The sequence below is a fragment of the Streptomyces guryensis genome (genome assembly GCF_021261325.1).
Lineage (GTDB): Bacteria > Actinomycetota > Actinomycetes > Streptomycetales > Streptomycetaceae > Streptomyces > Streptomyces guryensis.
This window is the reverse complement of sequence record NZ_JAJSBI010000014.1, coordinates 188,866-210,887: the sequence shown is the minus strand read 5'-3', so window position 1 is coordinate 210,887 and position 22,022 is coordinate 188,866. Positions and strand designations below refer to the sequence as shown.

At 70.7% G+C, this 22,022-nt stretch carries 19 protein-coding genes and 1 pseudogene; 12 read left to right on the top strand and 8 right to left on the bottom strand.

What is annotated here, in order from left to right:
• The first annotated feature begins 89 nt into the window (after positions 1 to 89).
• On the top strand, positions 90 to 1,478 hold the full coding sequence (locus LJ657_RS27080) for an OFA family MFS transporter (protein WP_232651357.1): 1,389 nt from the start codon (positions 90 to 92) through the stop codon (positions 1,476 to 1,478).
• A gap of 1 nt (position 1,479) precedes the next feature.
• Positions 1,480 to 2,886, top strand: coding sequence for an OFA family MFS transporter (locus tag LJ657_RS27075; protein ID WP_232651356.1), 1,407 nt, complete (start codon positions 1,480 to 1,482; stop codon positions 2,884 to 2,886).
• 368 nt (positions 2,887 to 3,254) lie between these two features.
• Here the strand turns inward: LJ657_RS27075 and LJ657_RS27070 are convergent, their stop codons facing one another.
• From LJ657_RS27070 to LJ657_RS27060, 4 genes are all read right to left on the bottom strand, one after another.
• Positions 3,255 to 3,932, bottom strand: a complete 678-nt coding sequence (locus LJ657_RS27070) for a GntR family transcriptional regulator (RefSeq protein WP_232651355.1) — start codon at positions 3,930 to 3,932, stop codon at positions 3,255 to 3,257.
• 139 nt (positions 3,933 to 4,071) lie between these two features.
• Entirely contained in the window at positions 4,072 to 5,010 is a 939-nt protein-coding gene (locus LJ657_RS27065) for a beta-ketoacyl-ACP synthase III (protein WP_232651354.1), read from the bottom strand.
• Between the two features lie 162 nt (positions 5,011 to 5,172).
• Positions 5,173 to 5,307 (bottom strand): MFS transporter small subunit, encoded by a 135-nt coding sequence (locus LJ657_RS48245; protein WP_260844764.1) that lies wholly within the window; start codon positions 5,305 to 5,307, stop codon positions 5,173 to 5,175.
• Positions 5,276 to 6,616 carry an OFA family MFS transporter gene (locus LJ657_RS27060; protein ID WP_232651353.1) on the bottom strand — a complete coding sequence of 447 codons (1,341 nt, stop codon included), beginning with the start codon at positions 6,614 to 6,616 and terminating at the stop codon, positions 5,276 to 5,278. The genes LJ657_RS48245 and LJ657_RS27060 overlap by 32 nt, the downstream gene beginning before the upstream one ends.
• A 220-nt stretch (positions 6,617 to 6,836) precedes the next feature.
• On the opposite strand from LJ657_RS27060, the gene LJ657_RS27055 reads away from it, so the two are divergent.
• Genes LJ657_RS27055 through fdhD form a run of 5 tightly spaced genes read left to right on the top strand, consistent with a single transcriptional unit; the run spans position 6,837 to position 13,286 of the window.
• Complete coding sequence (locus LJ657_RS27055; protein WP_232651352.1) at positions 6,837 to 7,808, top strand: 2-dehydropantoate 2-reductase; 972 nt, start codon at positions 6,837 to 6,839, stop codon at positions 7,806 to 7,808.
• Between the two features lie 10 nt (positions 7,809 to 7,818).
• Positions 7,819 to 9,744, top strand: a complete 1,926-nt coding sequence (locus LJ657_RS27050; RefSeq protein WP_232651351.1) for a molybdopterin oxidoreductase family protein — start codon at positions 7,819 to 7,821, stop codon at positions 9,742 to 9,744.
• A 4-nt stretch (positions 9,745 to 9,748) separates the two neighbouring features.
• On the top strand, positions 9,749 to 11,572 hold the full coding sequence (locus LJ657_RS27045) for an NADH-ubiquinone oxidoreductase-F iron-sulfur binding region domain-containing protein (RefSeq protein ID WP_232651350.1): 1,824 nt from the start codon (positions 9,749 to 9,751) through the stop codon (positions 11,570 to 11,572).
• Positions 11,569 to 12,429: a 2Fe-2S iron-sulfur cluster-binding protein gene (locus LJ657_RS27040; RefSeq protein ID WP_232651349.1), complete on the top strand. Its 861-nt coding sequence runs from the start codon at positions 11,569 to 11,571 to the stop codon at positions 12,427 to 12,429. The genes LJ657_RS27045 and LJ657_RS27040 overlap by 4 nt, the downstream gene beginning before the upstream one ends.
• 8 nt (positions 12,430 to 12,437) lie before the next feature.
• Positions 12,438 to 13,286, top strand: a complete 849-nt coding sequence (gene fdhD, locus LJ657_RS27035) for a formate dehydrogenase accessory sulfurtransferase FdhD (protein WP_232651348.1) — start codon at positions 12,438 to 12,440, stop codon at positions 13,284 to 13,286.
• A gap of 97 nt (positions 13,287 to 13,383) precedes the next feature.
• Here the strand turns inward: fdhD and LJ657_RS27030 are convergent, their stop codons facing one another.
• Both LJ657_RS27030 and LJ657_RS27025 read right to left on the bottom strand, forming a co-directional pair.
• The gene (locus LJ657_RS27030; RefSeq protein WP_232651347.1) at positions 13,384 to 13,911 is read right to left on the bottom strand and encodes an isochorismatase family protein; all 528 of its coding nucleotides are present in this window, start codon (positions 13,909 to 13,911) and stop codon (positions 13,384 to 13,386) included.
• Positions 13,912 to 13,930: 19 nt separating this feature from the next.
• Complete coding sequence (locus LJ657_RS27025; protein WP_232651346.1) at positions 13,931 to 14,368, bottom strand: MarR family winged helix-turn-helix transcriptional regulator; 438 nt, start codon at positions 14,366 to 14,368, stop codon at positions 13,931 to 13,933.
• A 113-nt stretch (positions 14,369 to 14,481) separates the two neighbouring features.
• Between LJ657_RS27025 and LJ657_RS27020 the strand changes: the two genes are divergently transcribed.
• The 3 genes and pseudogenes from LJ657_RS27020 to LJ657_RS27010 all read left to right on the top strand — a co-directional run bounded on the left by LJ657_RS27020 (position 14,482) and on the right by LJ657_RS27010 (position 17,176).
• Positions 14,482 to 15,399, top strand: a complete 918-nt coding sequence (locus LJ657_RS27020; protein WP_232651345.1) for a quinone oxidoreductase family protein — start codon at positions 14,482 to 14,484, stop codon at positions 15,397 to 15,399.
• Positions 15,400 to 15,427: 28 nt separating this feature from the next.
• Positions 15,428 to 15,954 (top strand): annotated as a pseudogene (locus LJ657_RS27015) (LamG-like jellyroll fold domain-containing protein); the annotation flags it as partial.
• 10 nt (positions 15,955 to 15,964) lie between these two features.
• Complete coding sequence (locus LJ657_RS27010; RefSeq protein ID WP_232651344.1) at positions 15,965 to 17,176, top strand: DUF5005 domain-containing protein; 1,212 nt, start codon at positions 15,965 to 15,967, stop codon at positions 17,174 to 17,176.
• Here the strand turns inward: LJ657_RS27010 and LJ657_RS27005 are convergent.
• Positions 17,112 to 18,134 (bottom strand): bile acid:sodium symporter family protein, encoded by a 1,023-nt coding sequence (locus LJ657_RS27005; RefSeq protein WP_232651386.1) that lies wholly within the window; start codon positions 18,132 to 18,134, stop codon positions 17,112 to 17,114. The genes LJ657_RS27010 and LJ657_RS27005 overlap by 65 nt on opposite strands.
• A gap of 189 nt (positions 18,135 to 18,323) precedes the next feature.
• Between LJ657_RS27005 and LJ657_RS27000 the strand changes: the two genes are divergently transcribed.
• Positions 18,324 to 19,187, top strand: coding sequence for a LysR substrate-binding domain-containing protein (locus tag LJ657_RS27000; RefSeq protein WP_232651343.1), 864 nt, complete (start codon positions 18,324 to 18,326; stop codon positions 19,185 to 19,187).
• 158 nt (positions 19,188 to 19,345) lie between these two features.
• Here LJ657_RS27000 and LJ657_RS26995 read toward each other — a convergent pair whose 3' ends face one another.
• Positions 19,346 to 20,344 carry an Lrp/AsnC family transcriptional regulator gene (locus LJ657_RS26995; protein WP_232651342.1) on the bottom strand — a complete coding sequence of 333 codons (999 nt, stop codon included), beginning with the start codon at positions 20,342 to 20,344 and terminating at the stop codon, positions 19,346 to 19,348.
• A gap of 111 nt (positions 20,345 to 20,455) precedes the next feature.
• Here LJ657_RS26995 and LJ657_RS26990 point away from each other — a divergent pair, with 111 nt between their 5' ends.
• Positions 20,456 to 21,964, top strand: coding sequence for an MFS transporter (locus LJ657_RS26990; RefSeq protein WP_232651341.1), 1,509 nt, complete (start codon positions 20,456 to 20,458; stop codon positions 21,962 to 21,964).
• Positions 21,965 to 22,022 lie beyond the last annotated feature (58 nt).

Here is a 22,022-nt window from a genome sequence, read left to right as displayed (position 1 = left end):
GGTCGGCCGGCCCCCGGGACCCGTGCGCACGCGAAAGGCATTGGACAGGGGGCGCTGGCCAGAGCTTTCGATGCAAGGGGTGCTGAGCGATGACAACCACCGACCAGTCGACGTCCGTCCCCTACAGGGAGGTGACGGATCGCAACGGCCGCGTGTACCGGATCGGTGAGTCCGATACCGACGTCATGGGCCGACCACGCAAGTGGATGGTCGTCCTGCCCTGGGTGGGCATGATGGGCACCAGCTCCGCCGAGTACGCGTTCACGTCGGCGGAGGACACGCTCCACGAGGCTCATCTGTGGAGCAGCGGACACATCTTCTGGCTGATGGGCGTCTGGGTGTTCTTCCAGGCGGCCGTGGCCTTCCCCGCCGGACAACTGCGGGAGAGCGGCAGACTGCCCGCCCGTACGGCGATGATCGTCGGCGCCGTCGGCACGATGATCGGCTATGTGTCGCTCGCGTACGCGCCGAACGTGGCCGTCGCGTATTTCGGCTTCGGTATGTGCAGCGGCATCGGCGCCGGCCTCGTCTACGCGACCTGCGTCAACATGGTCGGCAAGTGGTATCCGGAGCGCAAGGGCGGCAAGACGGGCTTCGTCAACGGCGGCTTCGCCTACGGGTCCGTGCCCTTCGTCTTCCTGTTCACCTCGTACATGGACCTGAGCAACTACCGGACCGTGCTCGCCTGTGCGGGCTTCGGGCTGTGCCTGGTGGTGGCCGCGGCCGGCTGGTTCTTCAAGGACCCGCCGAAGAACTGGTGGCCCGCACACGTCGACCCGCTGAGGCCGGGCGACGACCCGAAGATCCGCCGGGCCCTGGAGAAGAACCCGCCTGCCGTCAGGCAGTACACCCCCAAGGAGGCCGCCCGTACCCCCGTCCTGTGGATGATGTGGTTCTGTCTGCTGTGCACGGCCGGCATCAACATCTTCGGCATCGCCTTCCAGGTGCCGTTCGGCAAGGACATGGGGTTCGCGGGCGGGATCGTGGCCACGGCGATGTCCCTGAAGGCCCTCGTCAACGGCACCGGGCGCGGTGTCATCGGCTGGATCTCCGACCGCTACGGCCGCCGCAGCACACTGATCGTCGTCTGCATCGTGCTCGGCACGGCGCAGTTCGGCGTACTTGTCTCCGGCCAGACGGGCAGCATGCCGTTCTTCCTGTTCTGCTCCATGGTCTCCGGTTTCGGCGGCGGGGCGGTCTTCCCGCTGTTCGCCGCCATGACGGCGGACTACTTCGGCGAGAACAACAACGCCACCAACTACGGCATGGTCTACAGCTCGAAGCTGATCTCCGGGCTCCTCGGCTCCGGCCTGGGCGCGGTCGTCGTCGGCGCATGGGACTACCACGGCGCGTTCGTGCTGGCGGGTTCCATCGGCCTGGCCTCCGCGGTACTGGCGATCTTCCTGAAATCCCCGGGCCGGCCGAAGGCCCGGCACATCGTCCCCAACCCGCACCCGCTCGGCGAGGAGATGGCCTGACATGACCGCGGACCCCATCGCAGCCGGCAGTTCGTCGGCAGACCCCGACGCCGCACACCGTCCCTACCGTGAAGTGACCGACTCGCGCGGCCGCGTCTACCGCGTCGGCGAGACCGACCGGGACATCCTCGGACACTCCCGCAAACTCATGGTGTACCTGCCATGGGTGGCCATGATGGCCATCAGCGTCTTCGAATACGCGTACGGCTCCGCGGAGGACACGCTGTCCCATGCGCACGGCTGGACGCAGTCCAACACCTTCTGGATCCTCAGCGTCTGGGTCTTCTTCCAGGCCGGCATCGCCTTCCCGGCGGGCTGGATGCGCGAGAAGGGCATCCTGACGGCCCGCAAGGCCATGTACATCGGCTCCGGGATGTGTCTGGTCGGATTCCTCGCCCTGTCGCACCTGAGCAACGTGTGGCTGGCGATCCTGGGCTTCGGTGTCATCGGCGGGCTCGGTGCCGGCCTGGTCTACGCGACCTGCATCAACATGGTCGGCAAGTGGTTCCCGGAGCGCCGCGGCGCTCGCACCGGCTTCGTCAACGGCGGCTTCGCCTACGGGTCGCTGCCGTTCATCTTCATCTTCAACTACGCCTTCGACACCGGGAACTACCACCGCGTGCTGGACCTGATCGGCTGCTACATCATGATCGTGGTGTTCGGGTGTGCGTTCTTCTTCAAGGACCCGCCGAAGAACTGGTGGCCCGCGGACATCGACCCGCTGACCTTCTCCGGGGCCCAGAAGAGCGCAGAGAGCCTCGCCAAGAACCCGCCCGCGGCGAAGCAGTACACGCCCAAGGAGGCCATCAGGACGGGCATGCTGCCCCTGATGTGGATCTCCATAGTGATGACCGCCGGTGTGTCGATCTTCGGGATCTCCTTCCAGGTCGACTACGCCAAGGACGTCGGCTTCGGACCCCTGGTGGCGGCGTCCTCCATGGGTGTCATGGCGGTCATCAACGGCATCGGCCGCGGTGTGGTGGGCTGGCTGTCCGACAAGTGGGGCCGCAAGTCGACCCTGGTGTTCGTCATCGTCGTCCTGGGGCTGGCCCAGTTCGGTGTGATCCTTGCGGGTGAGATGAAGAGCGAGTGGCTCTTCCTGTTCTTCGCCTTCCTCTCCGGGTTCGGCGGCGGCGCGTTCTACCCGATGTTCGCGGCACTCACCCCGGACTACTTCGGGGAGAACTTCAACGCCACCAACTACGGGCTGGTGTACAGCGGAAAGCTGGTCAGCGGCCTGTTCGGCGGCGGCCTCGGCTCCATGGTGGTCTCGGCCTGGGGGTACAACGGGGCGTACGCGCTGGCCGGCGGCGTCTCGATGGTCGCGGCGGCGATCGCCCTGCTGCTGCGGCAGCCGGGGCACAGCAGTTCGGATGCGCTGACTCCGCAACCGCAGCCCGCTGGTTGACGGTTGGCGGCACGCGCGCGTGAGGAGGCCCTCCCCCGGTTGCGGGAAGGGCCTCCTCAGGCTGAACGGCCCCGTCGGCAGGAGGCAGGTCAGTGCGATGAGGCAGCAGGCCGCAGAGCAGACGCCTGGTGCATCGAGCCGATGTCCTCAGCCATCGCGGCGAAGAGCTCGGCCGCATGGGCCGCGAGCATGCACTCGCCGGGTCTGCGCCCATGCCTCAAGCGCCCCTGAGGGCAGGCGGGTTGATCGCCTCTCGGCGGTGAACTCCACCGGCGTTCGAGAGCATCCAATGACAGGACGAAGAAGGTCGCGCATCTACCCGTGCCCTCCAGCACCCGCAGCACGGCAGGCCTTCCGCCGGTGAGGTCCTACGACTTGGCCCGGTCGTGGTACGACCGCCGGGTGTGCTCCGTGTGTTCCCGCATCAGCTGCGTTGCCCGCTGCTCGTCCCGGTCGGAGATCGCTGCGATCAGCTCCCGGTGCTCGATCCAGGACTGCTGCCCGCGCTGCCGGGCGATCGGTGTGTAGTACCAGCGCACCCGGCGGTCGACCTGGGCCGCGAGTTCGGCGAGGACCGCGTTGCCCGCCAGCTCCATGATCTTCGTGTGGAAGCGGGCGTTCATCGTGACCGCGCCGTCCACGTCGTCCGCGGCGACGGCCTTCTCGCCCTCCGAGCACAGTTCTTCGAGCACCGCGATGCCGGCGCTGCCCGCGTTGGCGGCGGCGAGCCGGGCCGCCTCGGCCTCCAGCAGCGTGCGCACGGTGAGGAGCTGGTCGGCCTCCTCCTCTGTGGGCTCGTGAACGAACGCGCCCTGGGCGGGCCGCAGATCGACCCACCCCTCGGTGTTCAGCCGCTGCAGCGCCTCCCGCACCGGCTGACGCGACACACCGAGGTGGCCTGCGAGTTCACTTTCGACGAGGTGCTGGCCGGGCTGCAGGGCACGCGTGGTGATGAGTTCGAGGAGCGCCTCGTAGACGCGGTCGCGGAGCGGGCCGGGCCGTTCGAGCTTGGGTACCGCGCCCTGCGGCAGTCCTGTCGACAACATCGGTCGGTCCCCCTTCTGAGCAGCGCGGAGCAACTGCATCCGAAAAGCCAGTATGGATTGTCTTTCGTCTACAGTCTACGGCGCACACTGGCCAGTGGTACCGCGGGTCGAGTGCGTCACATCGGGCCGTACCCGCAGGTCACGGGCAGTGGACCACCTGTCCGGCGTACGACAGGTTCCCGCCGAAGCCGAACAGCAGCACCGGGTCCCCGGTGGAAATGGCGCCCTGTTCGACGAGCTTGGAGAAGGCGAGCGGGATGCTCGCCGCCGAGGTGTTCCCGGACTCGGCGACATCGCGCGCGACGACCGCGTTGACGGCACCCAGTTTCAGGGCCAGCGGCTCGATGATGCGCAGGTTCGCCTGGTGCAGCACGACTCCGGCGAGGTCCTCGGGGGCGAGTCCGGCGCGCTCGCAGGCCTTGCGGGCGATGGGCGGCAGCTGGGTGGTCGCCCAGCGGTAGACGCTCTGCCCCTCCTGCGCGAACCGCGCGGGAGTGCCCTCGATCCGTACCGCGTGCCCCATTTCGGGCACGGAGCCCCACAGCACGGGCCCGATGCCGGGTTCGTCCGAGGCCTCGACGACGGCGGCCCCGGCCCCGTCGCCGACCAGCACACAGGTGGTGCGGTCGCTCCAGTCGGTCACGTCGGACATCTTGTCGGCGCCGATGACCAGCGCCCGGGTCGAGGCCCCCGCCCGGACCGCGTGGTCTGCGGTGGCCAGGGCGTGGGTGAACCCGGCGCACACGACGTTGACGTCCATCGCGGCGGGCGAGGGGATGCCGAGCCGGGCGGCGACCCGGGCGGCCATGTTGGGCGAGCGGTCGACGGCGGTGGACGTGGCGACCAGGACCAGGTCGATGTCGCCGGGCGCGAGGCCCGCCGCCGCGAGCGCCTTGGCCGCGGCGTGGGCGGCCAGCTCGTCGACCGGCTCGTCGGGCCCGGCGATGTGGCGTGTGCGGATGCCCACCCGGGACGTGATCCACTCGTCACTGGTGTCGACCAGGCCCGCCAGGTCCTCGTTGGTGAGTACCTTGGCGGGCTGGTAGTGGCCGACGGCGGCGATGCGCGAGCCGTTCATTGGGTGGTCCCCCTCGTTGCCTTGGGTAGCGGGATCCACCAGTCTGATCAGTGACTCACGGGTACGGCGGCAGCCAAGACGACAGGATTCGGGCGCCCGTGTTGTCGGCTTCTGTCAGCCCGCGGGGAGGGAAGAGGGGACGCCCGAACACCTACCGATCAGTCACCCGGTGAACAGCTTGGTCGCCTTCTGTACGAGCTCGTACAGCCCGTAGGCGAGCGGTGCCCCCACCCACAGCCAGGCGAAGGCGATCAGCGGGCGCCGGTCAGGCGGACTCTGGCTGCTGTCGTTCGACATCGACGGTCTCCTCCCTGGGGGCGGGGATGTGGTGGCGGGCGTTGACGGGCCGGACGAGTTCGTTGGCGACGAAGCCGACGACGAGCAGGCCGATCATGATGATGAAGGAGAGCTCGTACAGGGAGGCGCCGCTCTTGCCGGCCGCCTTCTGGTGGTCGGCGATCCAGTTCACGATCAGCGGTCCGAGGACGCCGGCCGTGGACCAGGCGGTGAGCAGCCGCCCGTGGATGGCGCCGACCTGGTACGTCCCGAAGAGATCCTTCAGGTAGGCCGGAACGGTCGCGAACCCGCCGCCGTAGAAGGACAGGATCACCATCGCGCACAGGACGAACAGCGGCTTCGAGGAGTCACCGAACAGGGCGATCAGCGCGTACATCACGGCACCGAAGCCCAGATAGACGCGGTAGATGTTCTTGCGCCCGAGCAGGTCGGAGGTGGACGACCAGCCGATGCGGCCCGCCATGTTGGCGGCGGACAGCAGCGCCACGAAACCGGCCGAGGCCGAGACGGAGACGGGCGTCGACGTGTTCTTGAAGAAGTCCTGGATCATCGGAGCGGCCTTCTCCAGGATGCCGATGCCCGCGGTCACGTTCATGCAGAGCACGACCCACAGACACCAGAACTGCGGAGTGCGGACGGCCGTGTTGGCGGAGACCTGCGGCCCCTGGAAGGCACTCGGGGCGCCCGCTGTGCCTTCGCGGTTCTCGCCGCGCGGCACCCGCACCAGCAGCACGCCCAGCGCCATGAAGACGGCGTACGACAGCCCGTGCACGAGGAAGGCGAGCGCGATCCCCGAGCTGTCGGTGCCGAACGACTGCAGCATCTGCGTGGACCACGGCGAGGCGATGAGCGCGCCGCCGCCGAAGCCCATGATGGCGATGCCGGTGGCCATGCCTGGCCGGTCCGGGAACCACTTGATCAGCGTGGAGACGGGCGAGATGTAGCCGATACCGAGACCGATGCCGCCGACGAAGCCGTAGCCGAGGACGATCAGCCAGTACTGCTCGGTGGCCGCGCCCAGCGCGGAGATCAGGAAGCCGGACGAGAAGCAGACCAGGGCAACGGTCATCGCCCAGCGCGGCCCGTTGCGCTCCACCAGCGTGCCGCCGAACGCGGCGGACAGGCCGAGCATGACGATGGCGAGCTGGAAGGGCAGCGCGCTCTGGGTTCCGCTGAGGCCGAGCGAGGACTCCAGCGGCGGCTTGAACACGCTCCAGGCGTAGGCCTGGCCGATGGAGAGATGGACGGAGAGAGCGGCGGGGGGAACCAGCCAGCGGCTCCAGCCGGCCGGTGCGACAGGGGGACTCATGATCCCGAACGTAAGGGAACAGCAAGGGAGTTGAGAAGGCGACGCGTCGACCGTATGCGATGAGCGGTATGCGGGACGCGCCGAACGGTCGGACCGACCGGTTTTCCGATCCTGCGCGAACCCTTGCTGGCGCCATCCCCATACTGTAGACAATATTCAGTCGACAGAGTTCGACAGGTCATCTCCGCGGTATCCCTCGACCGAACGGAGCTCCCTCGTCATGAAAGTCGCAGTCCTCGGCGCCGGTGCGATCGGCGCCTACGTCGGTGCCGCGCTCCATCGCGCCGGTGCCGATGTGCATCTCGTCGCCCGTGGACCGCACTTGGCGGCCATGAGGCAGCACGGAGTACGGGTGCTCAGCCCGCGCGGCGACTTCACCGCGTACGCCCACGCCACCGAGGACCCGGCCGAGATCGGCCCGGTCGACTTCGTCCTCCTGGGTCTGAAGGCCAACTCGTACGCGGCGTGCGGGCCGCTGATCGAGCCCCTTCTGCACGACACCACGGCGGTGATCGCCGCCCAGAACGGCATCCCCTGGTGGTACTTCCACCGGCACGGCGGCCCCCACGACGGCCACCGCGTCGAGAGCGTGGACCCGGACGGCGCGGTCAGTGCGGTGCTCGCGCCCGAACGGGCCATCGGGTGTGTCGTCTACGCGGCCACCGAACTCGAAGGACCCGGTGTCGTACGGCACTTGGAAGGCACCCGGTTCTCCGTCGGCGAGCCGGACCGCAGCGTGTCCAGGCGCTGTCTGGACTTCAGCGAGGCCATGGTCGCCGGTGGCCTGAAGTGCCCGGTCGAGCCGGACCTGCGCAACGACATCTGGCTGAAGCTGCTCGGCAACATCTCCTTCAACCCGATCAGCGCGCTGGCCCGCGCCACCATGCGGCAGATGTGTCTGCACGGCGGCACCCGCAAGGTCATCGAGACCATGATGGCCGAGACCCTGGCCGTCGCCGAGGCCCTCGGCTGCGAGGTCGGCGTCTCCATCGAACGCCGCCTCGCCGGCGCCGAACGCGTCGGCGACCACCGCACCTCCACGCTCCAGGACCTGGAGCGCGGCAAGCCGCTCGAACTCGACGTACTCCTCGCGGCCGTCGTCGAGTTGGCGGAGATCACCGGCGTGGAGGTGCCCACCCTGCGCACCGTGCACGCCATCTCGGACCTGCTCGCGCTGAGGAGCGCCGCATGAGGAGTCTCGTATGAGGAAACGCGACCGGACCCCGAAGACCTACACCCGGCTCACCCACCCGCTGCTCCGCGACTCCCGCAACGAGCCGTTCCGGCAGGCGAGCTGGGAGGAGGCCCTGGACCGCGCGGCCCGCGGCCTGGAACGCAACCGCGGCGCGTTCGGCATGTTCTCCTGCGCCCGCGCGACCAACGAGATGAACTACGTGGCGCAGAAGTTCGCGCGGGTCGTCATGGGCACCAACAACGTCGACTCCTGCAACCGCACATGTCACGCCCCGAGCGTCGCCGGCCTGAGCGCGGCCTTCGGCTCCGGCGGCGGCACCTCCTCGTACGAGGAGATCGAGCACACCGACGTCATCGTGATGTGGGGCTCCAACGCCCGCTTCGCGCACCCGATCTTCTTCCAGCACGTGCTGAGGGGGATCAGGAACGGCGCCCGGATGTACGCGGTCGACCCGCGCCGCACGTCGACCGCCGAGTGGGCGGAGAGCTGGCTCGGCCTCAACGTCGGCACCGACATCCCGATGGCGCACGCCATCGGACGCGAGATCATCCACGCGGGCCTGGCGAACGAGGCGTTCATCGAGCGGGCGACGACCGGCTTCGAGGAGTACAAGGCACTCGTCGAGCCGTGGACGCTGTCGCTCGCGGAGAAGGTCACGGGCGTCCCGGCGCGTGCAATCCGGGAGTTGGCGCACGCCTACGCCCGCGCCGAGCGCGCCCAGCTGTGCTGGACCCTCGGCATCACCGAGCACCACAACGGCACCGACAACGTCCGCGCGCTGATCAACCTCTCCCTGCTGACCGGCCAGGTCGGCCGGTACGGCGCCGGGCTGCAGCCGCTGCGCGGCCAGAACAACGTGCAGGGCGGCGGCGACATGGGCGCCATCCCCAACCGCCTCCCCGGCTTCCAGGACATCCTCGACCCCGACTCCCGGCTGAAGTTCGAGTCGGCCTGGGACACCGTCATCCAGCCGCACTACGGGCTGAACCTGACGGAGATGTTCGAGGCGATGGAGGAGGGCTCCCTGAGGGCCGTCTACTGCATCGGCGAGAACCCGGCGCAGTCGGAGGCCGACAGCGAGCAGGCCGTACGGCGCATGAAGCAGCTGGACTTCCTGGTCGTGCAGGACATCTTCCTCACCAGGACGGCCGAGCTGGCGGACGTGATCCTGCCTGCCACCGCCGGCTGGGCGGAGACCGACGGCACCACCACCAACAGCGAGCGGCGGGTCCAGCGCGTGCGCCGGGCGGTCACCCCGCCGGGCGAGGCGCGCGAGGACATCGACATCATCTGCGAACTGGCGGCACGCCTCGGCCACGACTGGAAGTACGCCGACGCCGAGACCGTATGGAACGAGCTGCGCTCGGTCTCTCCGGACCACTACGGGATGACGTACGAACGCCTGGAGGAGCACCAGGGCATCCAGTGGCCGTGCCCGAGCACCGACGAGCTCGAACCGACCTATCTGCACGGCCGGCTGTGGGAGAAGGACCCGGCCGGGCGCGGAATGCCGGCGCCCTTCGGGATCGTCCAGCACGATCCGCCCGTGGACCTCACCGACGAGGAGTACCCGATCCGGCTGACGACCGGAAGGCGGCTGGACTCCTACAACACCGGTGTGCAGAGCGGTGGTTACGCCTCCCCGCTCCGCCGGGGCGAGTACATCGAGCTGTGCCCGGAGGACGCCGAGCGGTACGGGGTCGTGGTCGGCGAGGAGGTCCAGGTGTCCTCGCGGCGGGGTTCCGTGGTCGCTCCGGTGTGGGTGGACACGGCGCTGCGGCCCGGTCTCGCCTTCATGACCATGCACTTTCCCGACGAGGTGGACACCAACCAGCTGACGATCGAGGCGAACTGCCCGATCGCGGGAACGGCGGAGTTCAAGGCGTCGGCGATCCGGATCGAGAAGCTCCCCGTCGCGACCATCGTGAGGTGACCTGGTGGATCTGCACTTCGGCGACAGCAAGCCGACGGACGACGAACGGGCCGCGGTGGACGCCCTGCTGGGCCCTCCCGAGTCCTCCTGGGAGGGCGCGGACCGTTCCGACGCCGACCTGAGGTGGGCCCGCGGCGGCCGCGAGGCCCGGGAGCGGCGCGATCTGCTGTTGCCCGGGCTGCACGCGATCAACGACCGGGTCGGCTGGATCAGCGAAGGCGCCCTCGACCACCTGTGCCGGCGGCTGACCGTACCGCCGGCGGAGGCGTACGGCGTCGCCACCTTCTACGCCATGTTCTCGGTGAAGCCGCGCCCGGCCACCGTGCTGCACGTCTGCACCGACCTCGCGTGCGCGGCGGCCGGAGCCTCCGGGCTCTGCGCCCGGATCGAGGCGCGGCTGGGCCCGGGCAGCGGGGCGAGTGTCGAGCGCAGCCCCTGCCTGGGCCTGTGCGAGCGGGCGCCGGCGGCCCTCGCGATCAAGGCGGGGGAGCCGGTGCGTACGGCCGTGTCGGCGCCGGCGACGGTCGAGGCGGCCGTACTCGCCGCGAGCGCACCCGACTCGGCGCCGGAGGAACCGCCGGCGGCGATGGCGGTCCCTCAGGCGGGACAGGACGGACTGGTCCTGCTTCGGCGGGTCGGCGTGGCGGACCCGGAGAGTCTCGACGACTACCGCGCGCACGGCGGCTACACCGCCCTGCGCCGGGCCTTCGCGCTGGGCCCCGCGGGTGTCATCCGCGAGGTCACCGACTCCGGCCTGGTCGGGCGGGGCGGCGCCGCCTTCCCCACCGGCCGCAAATGGCAGGCCACGGCGTCGCAGCCCGACCACCCCCACTACCTCGTCTGCAACGCCGACGAATCCGAGCCGGGCACCTTCAAGGACCGCGTGCTCATGGAAGGCGACCCGTACGCGCTGGTCGAGGCGATGACCATCGCCGGGTACGCGACCGGCGCGCACCAGGGCTATCTCTATCTGCGCGGCGAGTACCCGCGGGCCCTGCGCCGCCTGGAGCACGCGATCACGCAGGCACGCGCGCGTGGCTTCCTCGGCGACGACGTCCTCGGCCAGGGCTACGCCTTCGACATCGAGATCCGGCGCGGTGCGGGCGCCTACATCTGCGGCGAGGAGACGGCCCTGTTCAACTCGATCGAGGGCCACCGCGGCGAGCCGCGCTCGAAGCCGCCCTTCCCGGTGGAGAAGGGCCTGTTCGGCAAGCCCACGGTCGAGAACAACGTCGAGACGCTGGTCAACGTCCTGCCGATCCTGACCATGGGCGCCCAGGCCTACGCGGCGATCGGCACCGGGAGGTCCACCGGGCCGAAGCTGTTCTGCGTCTCGGGCAGCGTGGACCGGCCGGGCATCTACGAGCTGCCGTTCGGCGCCACGCTCGGCGAGCTGCTGGACATGGCCGGCGTACGGGACCGGCTGCGCGGGGTTCTCCTCGGCGGCGCGGCGGGCGGCTTCGTACGGCCGGACGAACGGGACATCCCGCTCACCTTCGAAGGCACCCGCGAGGCGGGCACGACGCTCGGCTCGGGCGTCGTCATGGCCTTCGACGACACCGTCCCGCTGCCGCGGCTGCTGCTGCGCATCGCCGAGTTCTTCCGCGACGAGTCGTGCGGCCAGTGCGTGCCGTGCCGGGTGGGGACCGTGCGCCAGGAGGAGGCGCTGCACCGGATCGTGGAACGCACGGGCGCGGCGGCCGCCGACGACATCGCCCTGCTCAGAGAGGTCGGCCGCGCCATGCGGGACGCCTCGATCTGCGGCCTGGGACAGACCGCGTGGAACGCAGTGGAATCCGCCATAGACCGTCTGGGGGCGTACGAATGACCGTGACACCGCTGGGGATCCCGCGCCGGCTGCTGGAGTTCACGATCGACGGGGAGCCGGTGCGCGCTCCCGAGGGCTCGACGGTCCTCGACGCCTGCCGGGCGGCCGGGAAGGACGTGCCGACCCTGTGCGAGGGCGACACGCTGCGCCCCAAGAACGCCTGCCGGGTCTGTGTGGTCGAGGTGGAGGGATCCAGGACCCTGGTCCCGGCCTGCTCCCGCAGGGCCGAACCCGGCATGGAGGTCAGGACGGACAGCGAGCGGGCCCGCCACAGCCGCAAGATCGTCCTTGAACTCCTCGCCTCCTCGGTGGACTTGTCGACGACTCCACAAGTCGCTGAATGGATCAAGGCGTACGAGGCGAAGCCGGACCGCTTCGGCCCGGACGCGGCCCGCCTCGACGAGGAACCCAAGGTCGACAACGCACTGTACGTGCGCGACTACGACAAGTGCATCCTCTGCTACAAGTGCGTGGACGCCTGCGGCGACCAGTGGCAGAACACCTTCGCGATCTCGGTCTCCGGCCGCGGCTTCGACGCCCGGATCGCCGTCGAGCACGACGCGCCGCTCACCGACTCGGCATGCGTGTACTGCGGGAACTGCGTCGAGGTGTGCCCGACGGGGGCACTGTCGTTCAGGTCGGAGTTCGACATGCGCGCGGCGGGTACCTGGGACGAGTCTGCTCAGACGGAGACGACGACGGTGTGCGCGTACTGCGGAGTGGGCTGCAGCCTCACTCTCCACGTGCAGGACAATGAAATCGTGAAGGTCACCTCACCGCACGACAACCCGGTGACCCACGGCAACCTCTGCATCAAGGGCCGCTTCGGCTACCAGCACGTACAGAACCGGGACTGAGACACGACATGGGACGAGTCACGGAACGACGCAAGGTGATCCGCATCCGCGACGGGGTGATCTCCTCCCGCCCGGACACGCTCGTCGCCGAGGAACCGCTGGAGATCCGGCTGAACGGCAAGCCGCTCGCGATCACCATGCGCACCCCGGGTGACGACTTCGCGCTGGCCGCTGGCTTCCTGGTCAGCGAGGGCGTGCTCGCCGAGCAGGACGATCTGCAGAACATCGTGTACTGCGCGGGAGCCACGGTCGACGGCTCGAACACGTACAACGTGGTGGACGTGCGGACCGCGCCGGGCGTGAAGATCCCCGACATCACCCTGGAGCGGAACGTGTACACCACCTCGTCCTGCGGCCTGTGCGGCAAGGCGAGCCTGGACGCGGTGCGTACGACGGCCCGCTGGCCGATCGCCGACACTCCCCCGGTCCGGGTAGACCCCGAACTGCTCGCGAGCCTCCCCGACCGGCTCCGGGCGGCCCAGCGGGTCTTCGACCGGACCGGGGGCCTGCACGCGGCGGCCCTGTTCACCGAGGACGGCGAGCTGCTGGACATACGGGAGGACGTGGGCCGGCACAACGCGGTCGACAAGCTGGTGGGCCGCGCCCTGCAGAACGGCGACCTGCCGCTGTCCCGCACGATCCTGCTGGTCTCCGGCCGCGCCTCCTTCGAGCTGGCGCAGAAGGCGGTCATGGCCGGGATCCCGGTCCTGGCGGCGGTCTCGGCGCCCTCGTCGCTCGCCGTCGACCTGGCGGCGGAGACGGGCCTGACCCTCGTGGGCTTCCTGCGGGGCAGCTCCATGAACGTGTACGCGGGCGAGAACCGCATCGCTCTGCGGACCGCGGCCGCCCAGGGGTGACCGGCTCTCCGCGACACGGCGGCGGGGCCCCGGCCGGCGGGGAGCGCCCCCTGCGCCGCAGGGGCCCCGCCTCAGCTGCTCCCGCCGCCCTGCGGGATCAGCCCGCCACGAACCGCACCTCGGCCGTGGTCACCACGGTCCCCAGCCGCGGGAAGTCCAGCCGCACCGACGCGTCATGCTCGGCGGCCGTGAGCGCGGCCATCGCGTCCTCGACGAAGACCAGGTCATAGCCGAGGTCTCCGGCGGCGCGGGCGGTGGACTCGACGCCGAGGTTGGTGGCGATACCGCCGAAGACGAGCGTGTTGACGCCGCGGCCGCGCAGGAGGTCGTCCAGTCCCGTGCCCTGGAAGCCTCCGATGGTCCGCTTCACCACCTCCAGGTCGCCGTCCCGGGCCAGACCGGCCACCAGCCCGCTGCCGGGCGGCTGTTCGGCGACGCCGGGGCGTTCGACCCGGACGAGGACCACGGTCGCGCCCGCCGAGCGGAACGCGGTCGCCAACTCCTCGGCGGCGGACAGGACTTCGGTGCCCTTGCGGGGCTCCAGGGGCAGCGCGACGATCCGGTCCATCAGATCGACGAGGACCAGGGCGCTGCGCGCGGGATCGAGTGCGAGGGATACGGCCATGACGGAACGTTATCCGCCGTCAGCTCTCCGTGCCGGAAATCCGGATCAACAGGCTCATGAACTGGTCGCGTTCGGCCGCCGAGAGCGGCGCGAGCAGCTCGTCGTTGGCCGTGCGCGCCGCGCGCTCGCAGCGCTTCAGCAGCCGCGCACCCTGCCCGGTGACCGACACCGCGTTCTTGCGCCGGTCCCTGGGGTCCGGTTCGCGTACGACGAGGCCCTCGCGCTGCAGGTCGTTGAGGACACCGACCAGGTCCTTGGGGTCGAGCTGCACACTGCGCCCGAGGTCGGCCTGGGCGACGGGGCCGAGGTCGCGGACGGCGGAGAGCACCACGTGGTGCCACATCTTCAGCCCCTCGGCGGCCAGCGCCTCGGTCACCAGAGCGCGTCCGCGCGCGGCGGCACGACCGAGCAGCCAGCTGGGGAGGGAGCGGATCGCGGCGAGGGGAGCTTCGGGCATGCGGCCAGCCTAGCGAAAAGCCGTTGGACTTCCCAACGAGTCTCGGACTATCGTTGGGACTCCCAACGAATCTCGTGAACCCGCCGGGATCCCCGACGACCCATGGAGGTGTGATGCGCCGCGTCCGCTACGAGTCCACCGGTGGCCCGTTGCTTCTGGAGGAGGCCCCGGTCCCCGAGCCCGGTCCCGGCGAACTCCTCGTCCGCTGCGAGGCGGTGGGCGTCACGCTCCCCGTCGTCCGCAAGGTCACCGAGGCCGCCGAGCCGATCCCGCTGGGCGGTGAGACAGCGGGCGAGGTCGTGGCCGTCGGCGACGCAGTCACCCGGTTCCGCGTCGGTGAGCGCGTGACGGGGCTGTGCTTCGGACACGGATACGCCGACTTCGCACTCCTGCACGAAGCCATGGCCTCCCCCGTCCCGGACGGTGCCTCTGCGGTCGACGCGGTCACCCTCGTCCGCAGCGGTCTCGTCGCCCTCGGCGCCCTGGAAGCCGCGCACCCCGAACCCGGCGAGACGGCGCTGGTCACGGCCGCCGCGAGCGGAGTCGGCCACCTGGCCGTGCAGTTGGCGAAGGTGCGGGGCGCGACCCGGGTGGTGGGCGCCGTGTCCGATGCAGGGAAGGCACACTTCGTGCGCTCCCTCGGCGCACACGAAGTCGTCACGTACGGCGACGACAGCTGGGGAGATCCCGTCGACTACGCGTTGGACGCCGTCGGCGGCGAACTGCTCGCCCCTGCCGTGGCCGCGCTCGCTCCGGGTGGTCGACTGGTGGCGTACAGCTCGGGCGGCGGGACGATCCAGGCGTACGACCTGCTCGTCGGCGCCAAGTCCGTGATCGGCTTCCAGATGGCGCGGATCGCCCGTGGGAAGCCGGAACTGTACGAGCGCCGGCGCCAGGAGCTGTGGCGACTGTTCACGGAGGGCGCGCTGAGGCCTGCCGTGCACGGGGAGTTCGCGCTGGAGGACGCGGCGAAGGCGCACGCGGTGATCGAGTCGAGGCGCAATCTGGGCAAGGTGGTGCTGCGCCCCTGAAATCTGCGCTTGCACACCGAAACAGGGCTTCACGGCGTCGCTGTGGTTCCGCTACACGGCCACGACCGGTGAGCAGCCCCTGTGGTGGATGGGTGGGACCGGTACCAGCAGCTCCAGGTCTGGCTGCGCGCGGAGCCCGCGAGCAGCCGCATCCAGTGCCTGATCACCGTGCGCGACGGCGCGGCGGCCCCGCAGTCGGCGTCCGTACGTACTACCAGGGCCCACAACGACGGGCAGTGGCACCATCTGGCGCTGCGGCGCGATGGGGGTACCTCCCACGCGAGCGAAGCCGAGCCTGGGGGAGGACAGTTGACGCTGTTCATCGACGGTACGGAGCTCAGCACCGCCGATGTGCCCGGTTCGGTCAGCGGCAACTCGCCGTTCGGTGTGCACATCGGGCAGCGCATGGACAGCCGGGCCTTCTTCACCGGCTCGATCGACGACGTCCATGTGTGGGACCGGGCGCTGAGCGACGAGGCACTCGCCGCCCGGGAGGTGTCCTCGAAGGGCACCGTCCTGTGGCTGCCCATGGACCATGTGAGCAACAGCCACTAACGTCCCGTGGGTGCCCGCCGACGTACGAGCACGACAGCGAACGGGAACCGGCCTCGGCCTGCTGCTGGCCCTGGTTCTCGGGGCCGTGCTGCTCACCGTCCTCCCGGACCACGGTCGACGGGAGGGCGGCGCCTGTACACCGCACACGGTCGCCTCGTGGTCGGCCGACGACCGTCTCACCGGTGAGTTCGCCCGGTACGGCGACGACGCGACCCGTACCGACGACTGGACCGGCGGTGACGGCACCCACTCGGTGCGGCTGCCGGACGGGCGGGTCCTGTGGCTGTTCTCGGACACCTATCTCGGCCAGGTGCACCGCCCGCCCAACCCGGTGGGCGAGTCGTACCCGTGGCGGGACACCGCGGCCCCGCTGGTGCGCAACTCGGCCGTGGTGATGGACGGCAGGGGCCGTCCGGAGAGCACGCTCCCCACCCCGCTCTTCCCCGATCCGGCCCAGAACCAGTGGCGCTGGCCGGTCGCGGCCCGGGTCGAGCCGCGCTCCCCCGGTTCCTCCGAGCAGGTCGTCCGGGTGCTGCTGTGGGTGCGGGCGGCCGGGCAGTCGCCGTGGATCTACGGGGTGCCCACCGCGACCGAGGTCGCCACGCTCTCCCTGCCCGGTCTGCGGGTCGAGTCGGTGGTGAAGGTGCTGGACCAGAGCCTGGTGCCCGACCCCTCGCGGCGGATCCTGTTCGGTACGACGCTGGCCGAGAAGGGCGGTTGGACGTACGTCTTCGGCGGGGACGACGGGCGGGCCGTCTCCCGGCCGGCCTCGTCGGCGTATGTGGCGCGGGTGCCCGAGGGACGGCTCGGCGACGCGGCGGCCTGGCGGTACTGGGACGGTTCGGGTTGGGGTCTGCGGCCGCGGCCGGTGAGCGGGGCGAAGGTGGGCAGCGCGTTCTCGGTGGTGCGGGTGGAAGGCACGTATGTGCTGTTCACGATGGCCGCGGGGACGGCGGGGCTGACCACCGTGACCTCGTACTGGGCGTGCTCCCCCGTCGGGCCGTGGCACGGTCCGACGAGGAACTTCAGCCCTTCGCTGCCGACGGCCGGGGTCGCCGCGTACAACCCGCAGGTGCATCCCGAGCTGAGCGGCGACGGGCGGCTGGTGCTGAGCTACGACGTCAACTGGCTGGAGACGAGCGGTGCTTCGGCGAGCATCAACGCGAACGTGACCCTGTACCGACCGCGGTTCGTGACGGTGCGGGTGGCGCGGGCACGGTGACCTCGCCGGCTTCCTCCACGGGGTCCTTCGAGCGGCGCTTGGCGATCACCGCGCAGACCATCAGCTGCATCTGGTGGAAGAGCATCAGCGGCAGCACGGCCAGCGAGGCGTGGGCGCCGAACAGCACGCTCGCCATGGGCAGTCCGGAGGCGAGGGACTTCTTGGAGCCCGCGAACTGGATGGCGATCCGGTCCCCGCGGTCGAAGCGGAGCGCCTTGGCGCCGTACCAGGTCAGGGCGAGCATCACGGCGAGCAGAACGGCCTCCACGACCAGCAGGCCGCCCAGCCGGAGCGGGCTCACCTGGTGCCAGATGCCCTGGACCATGCCCTCGCTGAACGCGGTGTAGACGACCAGCAGGATGGAGCCGCGGTCGACCAGGCCGAGGACCTTCTTGTGCCGGGCGACGAAGCCACCGATCCAGCGACGCAGCACCTGCCCGGCGAGGAACGGCACCAGCAACTGCAGCACGATCTGGACGAGCGAGTCCGCCGAGAACCCTCCGGCGCTGCTGCCCAGCACGGCGGCGGCGAGCAGCGGTGTGACGACGATGCCGACGAGCGAGGAGAAGGAGCCCGCGCAGATCGCGGCGGGCACGTTGCCGCGGGCGATCGACGTGAAGGCTATCGACGACTGGATGGTGGAGGGGACGAGGGTGAGGAAGAGCAGCCCCTGGTAGAGCGGCTGGGTGAGGAAGACCGGGACGAGGCCGCGGGCGGCCAGGCCAAGCACCGGGAAGACGACGAACGTGCAGGCCAGGACCGTGACGTGGAGCCGCCAGTGCTTGAGTCCGTCCAGTGCCTCACGGGTGGACAGCCGTGCGCCGTAGAGGAAGAAGAGGAAGGCGATCGCGGCCGTGGAGGCACCGGAGGCCACGTCGGCCGCGGCTCCGCGCGCCGGGAGGAGGGCCGCGAGGCCCACCGTTCCGAGCAGCAGCAGGATGTACGGGTCGATCGGCATCCAAGTCGGCCATTGCAGGCGTTTCACGGTGCTCCACTTGCTTGTTGCTGTCGGCGGTCCGGGATCTGCCCGGTGTCTGTCCGGGGCCGGAGGGCCCCCGCTCATCGTCCTCCCCCGACGGCCGATCGGGAATCCGTCATACCGCTCTGACTGTCATCGCGAAACGTGATGAGCAGCTACCGTTGTCCCATGTACGACCCCTCCCACCTGCGTACCTTCCTGGCGGTGGCCCAGACGTTGAGCTTCACGCAGGCCGCGCGGCGGCTGGGGCTGCGCCAGTCCACCGTCAGCCAGCACGTGCGACGCCTGGAGGACGCCACCGGGCGGCAGCTGTTCTCCCGGGACACCCACTCCGTGGAGCTGACGGAGGACGGTGAGGCGATGCTCGGGTTCGCGCGGCGGATCCTTGAGGTGCAGGAGCAGGCGTCGGCGTTCTTCACGGGTACGCGGCTGCGCGGCCGGCTGCGCTTCGGCGCCTCGGAGGACTTCGTGCTGACCCGGCTGCCGGAGATCCTGGAGGGCTTCCGCTACGACCATCCCGAGGTGGACCTGGAGCTGACGGTCGAGCTGTCGGGCACGCTGCACGAACAGCTGGCGGCCGGGAAGCTGGACCTGGTACTGGCCAAGCGGCGGCCGGAGGATCCGCGGGGCGAGCTGGTCTGGCACGACGAACTGGTGTGGATCGGCGCGGAGCGGTTGCGCCTGGACGCGGACCGGCCCGTGCCGCTGATCGTGTTCCCGCCGCCGGGCATCACCCGTGCGCTCGCCTTCGAGTCCCTGGAGCGGCAGGGCCGGCCGTGGCGCATCGCCTGCACGAGCGGCAGCCTGAGCGCCCTGATCGCGGCGGCCCGGGCCGGCCTCGGCGTCATGGCGCACTCCCGCGGCCTGATCCCGCCGGGCCTGGTCCGCCTCCCCGACCGCTTCGGCCTGCCCGAACTCGGCCGCGTCGACTTCGTCCTGGTACACGGCACCCGCCGTACCTCGGCCCAGAGCGCGGCGGACGCACTGGCGGCGACGATCCTGGCGGGCGGGGACCGGCTGCACCGGCGCTGACCGCTCCGCGGGACGTGCCGCGACATGCCGTCGTTCGACCGGGGCGCCGTCATGGCTGGTCGCGCCCGCCCGGCGGAGCCGCAGACGGATACGGCCCCGCGCCCCTTCGGGGCGCTGCCGAACCGCAGCGATATGCGCCCGACCTGCTCGGGGCCTGGTCAGCGAGCCGGGAGCGGGTAGGTGAGCTGTTTTATACGGCGCATGAAGATGGTCGTCTCCACGTGCTGGACGCCTTCCAGTTGGCCCAGCGGGCCGCTGAGGTAGGCGTACAGGCCGGCGGTGCTCTCGGCCAGCGCGGTCGCGATGATGTTGCAGGGGCCCGTCGCCGCGGAGGCGTGGGCGATCTGGGGGTGGCCGGCGAGGGCCTCGCCGACGGAGTGCAGGGCGGCCGGGGCGGCGGTGATCCACAGCATCGCGGCCACCGGGTGGCCGACCACCTCCGGGTCGCTCTCCGAGTCGACGTACACGGCCTCCGAGGCGAACAGTGCCGCGAGGCGACGCTTGACCGCGGACTCGGACAGGCCGGTGGCGCGCTGCAGTTCGGGGTAGGTCGCCCGGCCGTCCCGCTCCAGCGCGGCCAGCAGCGGCTCGTCCTCCGCGGTGAGACGGGCGGGCCCGGCCGCAGGCTCGACCCGGGGGCGCAGGGCGTCTCTCTCCTCGGCGGTCAGTGCCCCGAACTTGCTGATCCAGCCCTGCGCGCCGCCGTAGAAGCGGTGCAGCAACTGATGGGCCCGGATCTCCACCACGCTGGGGGTGCGCGGGAGTTTGCCGAGGAGCAGGTCGTCGTGGTCGCCGGAGGTGCGCGGGCGAGTCAGGCACAGGACCTCGGTGCCGCCCGAAACGAGCCCGACCCAGCTGGTGTCGGGCCGCTTCGCCAGCGCGTCCCCGATGGCCGGGGCACTGTCCGGCGCGCAGCGCACCCGCAGCATCCACTGGTCGCTGCCGAGCCGGCCCGCGTCCCGCATCACCACGATCCGCAGCCCGCCCTCGGCGCACAGCCGGCGGTAGCGGCGGGCGACGGTCTGGTCGGAGACGCCGAGCACCGCCGCAATCCGGCTGAACGGCGCCCGGCCGTCCACCTCCAGCGCCGACAGCAGGCGCAGGTCGAGCTCGTCGAAACCGGGTGACAGCCGTGGTGCGTGGGAATTCGTCTCCATACCGCCTTCTGATGTCGGATTTCGGCATCTGGACGGCTACAGCCGCCGCGATCGCCCGGTCTGCCCCATCGTACGGAGTCCTACGCATCCATCGCACAAGGAGTTGAGGACATGCGTATATGGGGGCCGCTCACGGCCGTGTGCCTGAGCACGTTCATGTTGTTGCTGGACGTGACCATCGCGGTGGTCGCGCTGCCGGACATGGCGGCTTCGCTGCACGCGTCGCTGAGCGATCTGCAGTGGGTGATGGACGGATACGCGCTGGCGCTGGCCGCACTGCTGCTGGGGACGGGAGCCGCGGCCGACGTCCTGGGCCGGCGGCGGGTGCACGTCGTGGGTGTCGTGGTGTTCGCGACCGCCTCGCTGCTGTGCGGGCTGGCGGGCGGACCGGCGATGCTGATCGCCTCGCGCGCGCTGCAGGGGCTCGGCGGGGCCGCGATGCTGGCGACCACGCTGCCGCTGCTGGCCTCCGTCTACCAGGGCAAGCGGCGGTCGGTGGCGCTCGGTGTGTGGGGCGCGGTCAGCGGGGCTGCGGCAGCGGTGGGGCCGGTGCTCGGCGGGGTGCTGACGGACGGGCCGGGCTGGCGGTGGATCTTCTACGTCAATCTGCCGGTGAGTGTGGCCGCGGTGTGGCTGACGCTGAAGGTCGTCCCGGAGTCGCACGGCTCGCGCGAACGGCGCGTCGACTGGGCGGGCACGGTGACCTTCGCGGCCTTCGCGGGCGGCCTGACGTACGGGGCGGTGCGGGCCGGGGAGCACGGCTGGGGCGAGACCGGCACCCTCGTGACGTTCGCCGCGGCGGTCGCGGCGCTGGTCTGCTTCGTCGTGGTGGAGCGGCGCGGTGCCGACCCGCTGCTGGATCCGCGGCTGTTCCTCAAGCCCGCGTTCTCCGTGGTGATGGTGGGCGCGCTCGCCTTCAACGCGGGGGCGTTCGGTCTCATGGCGTACGACTCGATATGGATGCAGTCGCTGCTCGGGATGAGCCCGGTGGGCGGCGGTGCGGTGTTCCTGTGGATGTCGCTGGCGGCGTTCGTGGTGGCGGCGGCCGGCGGGCGGCTGCTGCACGGGGTGCCGGCGCGGATCACGGTCGGCGGCGGACTGCTGCTGGTCGGCTCGGGGCAGTTCTGCATGACGGTGCTGGACGCGGGGTCGACGGCGTCCGTGCTGGCGCCGGGGATGGTGCTGGTCGGTGTCGGTACGGGGCTGGTGGCGCCGGGCATCGCGGGCGCGGCGCTGGCGGCCGTACCGCCGCAGCGGTCCGGGATGGCGGGCGGCGCGGTCAACACCTTCCGGCAGCTCGGTCTGGCCCTCGGCATCGCCGTTTACGGCACGGTGCTGACGTCGCGCATGCAAGACACGCTGCCGCGCGACGCGGCCCACGCGTTGGCGGGAGGCGCGGCCGGAGCCCTGCGCGGCGGCTTCTCGGAGCATGCGCTGCGGTCGGCGTTCGCGTCGGGGCTCAACACGGCGGCGGTGGCGGCGGGGCTGACCGCGACGGTCGCCGGAGGGCTGGTGATCGTCCTGGTCAGGACCGTGCGCCCAACCCGGACGGAAGTAACGGAATCCTCCGCTCCGACGCTGACAGAGGAGGGGACGGCACCTCTCGGACACGGCCGCTGACCCCCCTCCGGGCCGGTTGCCAGGTCGTACAGATTCGGTGGAGATTACGGGACCGAAA

Excerpts from the sequence above, each read along its gene's own strand:
- LJ657_RS27065 (WP_232651354.1), bottom strand. The coding sequence starts at position 5,010 with ATGAACGGCTCGCGCATCGCCGCCGTCGGCCACTACCAGCCCGCCAAG.
- fdhD (WP_232651348.1), top strand. The coding sequence starts at position 12,438 with ATGGGACGAGTCACGGAACGACGCAAGGTGATCCGCATCCGCGACGGG.
- LJ657_RS26990 (WP_232651341.1), top strand. The coding sequence starts at position 20,456 with ATGCGTATATGGGGGCCGCTCACGGCCGTGTGCCTGAGCACGTTCATG.
- LJ657_RS27025 (WP_232651346.1), bottom strand. The coding sequence starts at position 14,368 with ATGCCCGAAGCTCCCCTCGCCGCGATCCGCTCCCTCCCCAGCTGGCTG.
- LJ657_RS27020 (WP_232651345.1), top strand. The coding sequence starts at position 14,482 with ATGCGCCGCGTCCGCTACGAGTCCACCGGTGGCCCGTTGCTTCTGGAG.
- LJ657_RS26995 (WP_232651342.1), bottom strand. The coding sequence starts at position 20,344 with ATGGAGACGAATTCCCACGCACCACGGCTGTCACCCGGTTTCGACGAG.
- LJ657_RS27005 (WP_232651386.1), bottom strand. The coding sequence starts at position 18,134 with ATGCCGATCGACCCGTACATCCTGCTGCTGCTCGGAACGGTGGGCCTC.
- LJ657_RS27030 (WP_232651347.1), bottom strand. The coding sequence starts at position 13,911 with ATGGCCGTATCCCTCGCACTCGATCCCGCGCGCAGCGCCCTGGTCCTC.
- LJ657_RS27075 (WP_232651356.1), top strand. The coding sequence starts at position 1,480 with ATGACCGCGGACCCCATCGCAGCCGGCAGTTCGTCGGCAGACCCCGAC.
- LJ657_RS27070 (WP_232651355.1), bottom strand. The coding sequence starts at position 3,932 with ATGTTGTCGACAGGACTGCCGCAGGGCGCGGTACCCAAGCTCGAACGG.
- LJ657_RS48245 (WP_260844764.1), bottom strand. The coding sequence starts at position 5,307 with ATGTCGAACGACAGCAGCCAGAGTCCGCCTGACCGGCGCCCGCTGATC.
- LJ657_RS27000 (WP_232651343.1), top strand. The coding sequence starts at position 18,324 with ATGTACGACCCCTCCCACCTGCGTACCTTCCTGGCGGTGGCCCAGACG.
- LJ657_RS27080 (WP_232651357.1), top strand. The coding sequence starts at position 90 with ATGACAACCACCGACCAGTCGACGTCCGTCCCCTACAGGGAGGTGACG.
- LJ657_RS27055 (WP_232651352.1), top strand. The coding sequence starts at position 6,837 with ATGAAAGTCGCAGTCCTCGGCGCCGGTGCGATCGGCGCCTACGTCGGT.
- LJ657_RS27040 (WP_232651349.1), top strand. The coding sequence starts at position 11,569 with ATGACCGTGACACCGCTGGGGATCCCGCGCCGGCTGCTGGAGTTCACG.
- LJ657_RS27060 (WP_232651353.1), bottom strand. The coding sequence starts at position 6,616 with ATGAGTCCCCCTGTCGCACCGGCCGGCTGGAGCCGCTGGCTGGTTCCC.
- LJ657_RS27050 (WP_232651351.1), top strand. The coding sequence starts at position 7,819 with ATGAGGAAACGCGACCGGACCCCGAAGACCTACACCCGGCTCACCCAC.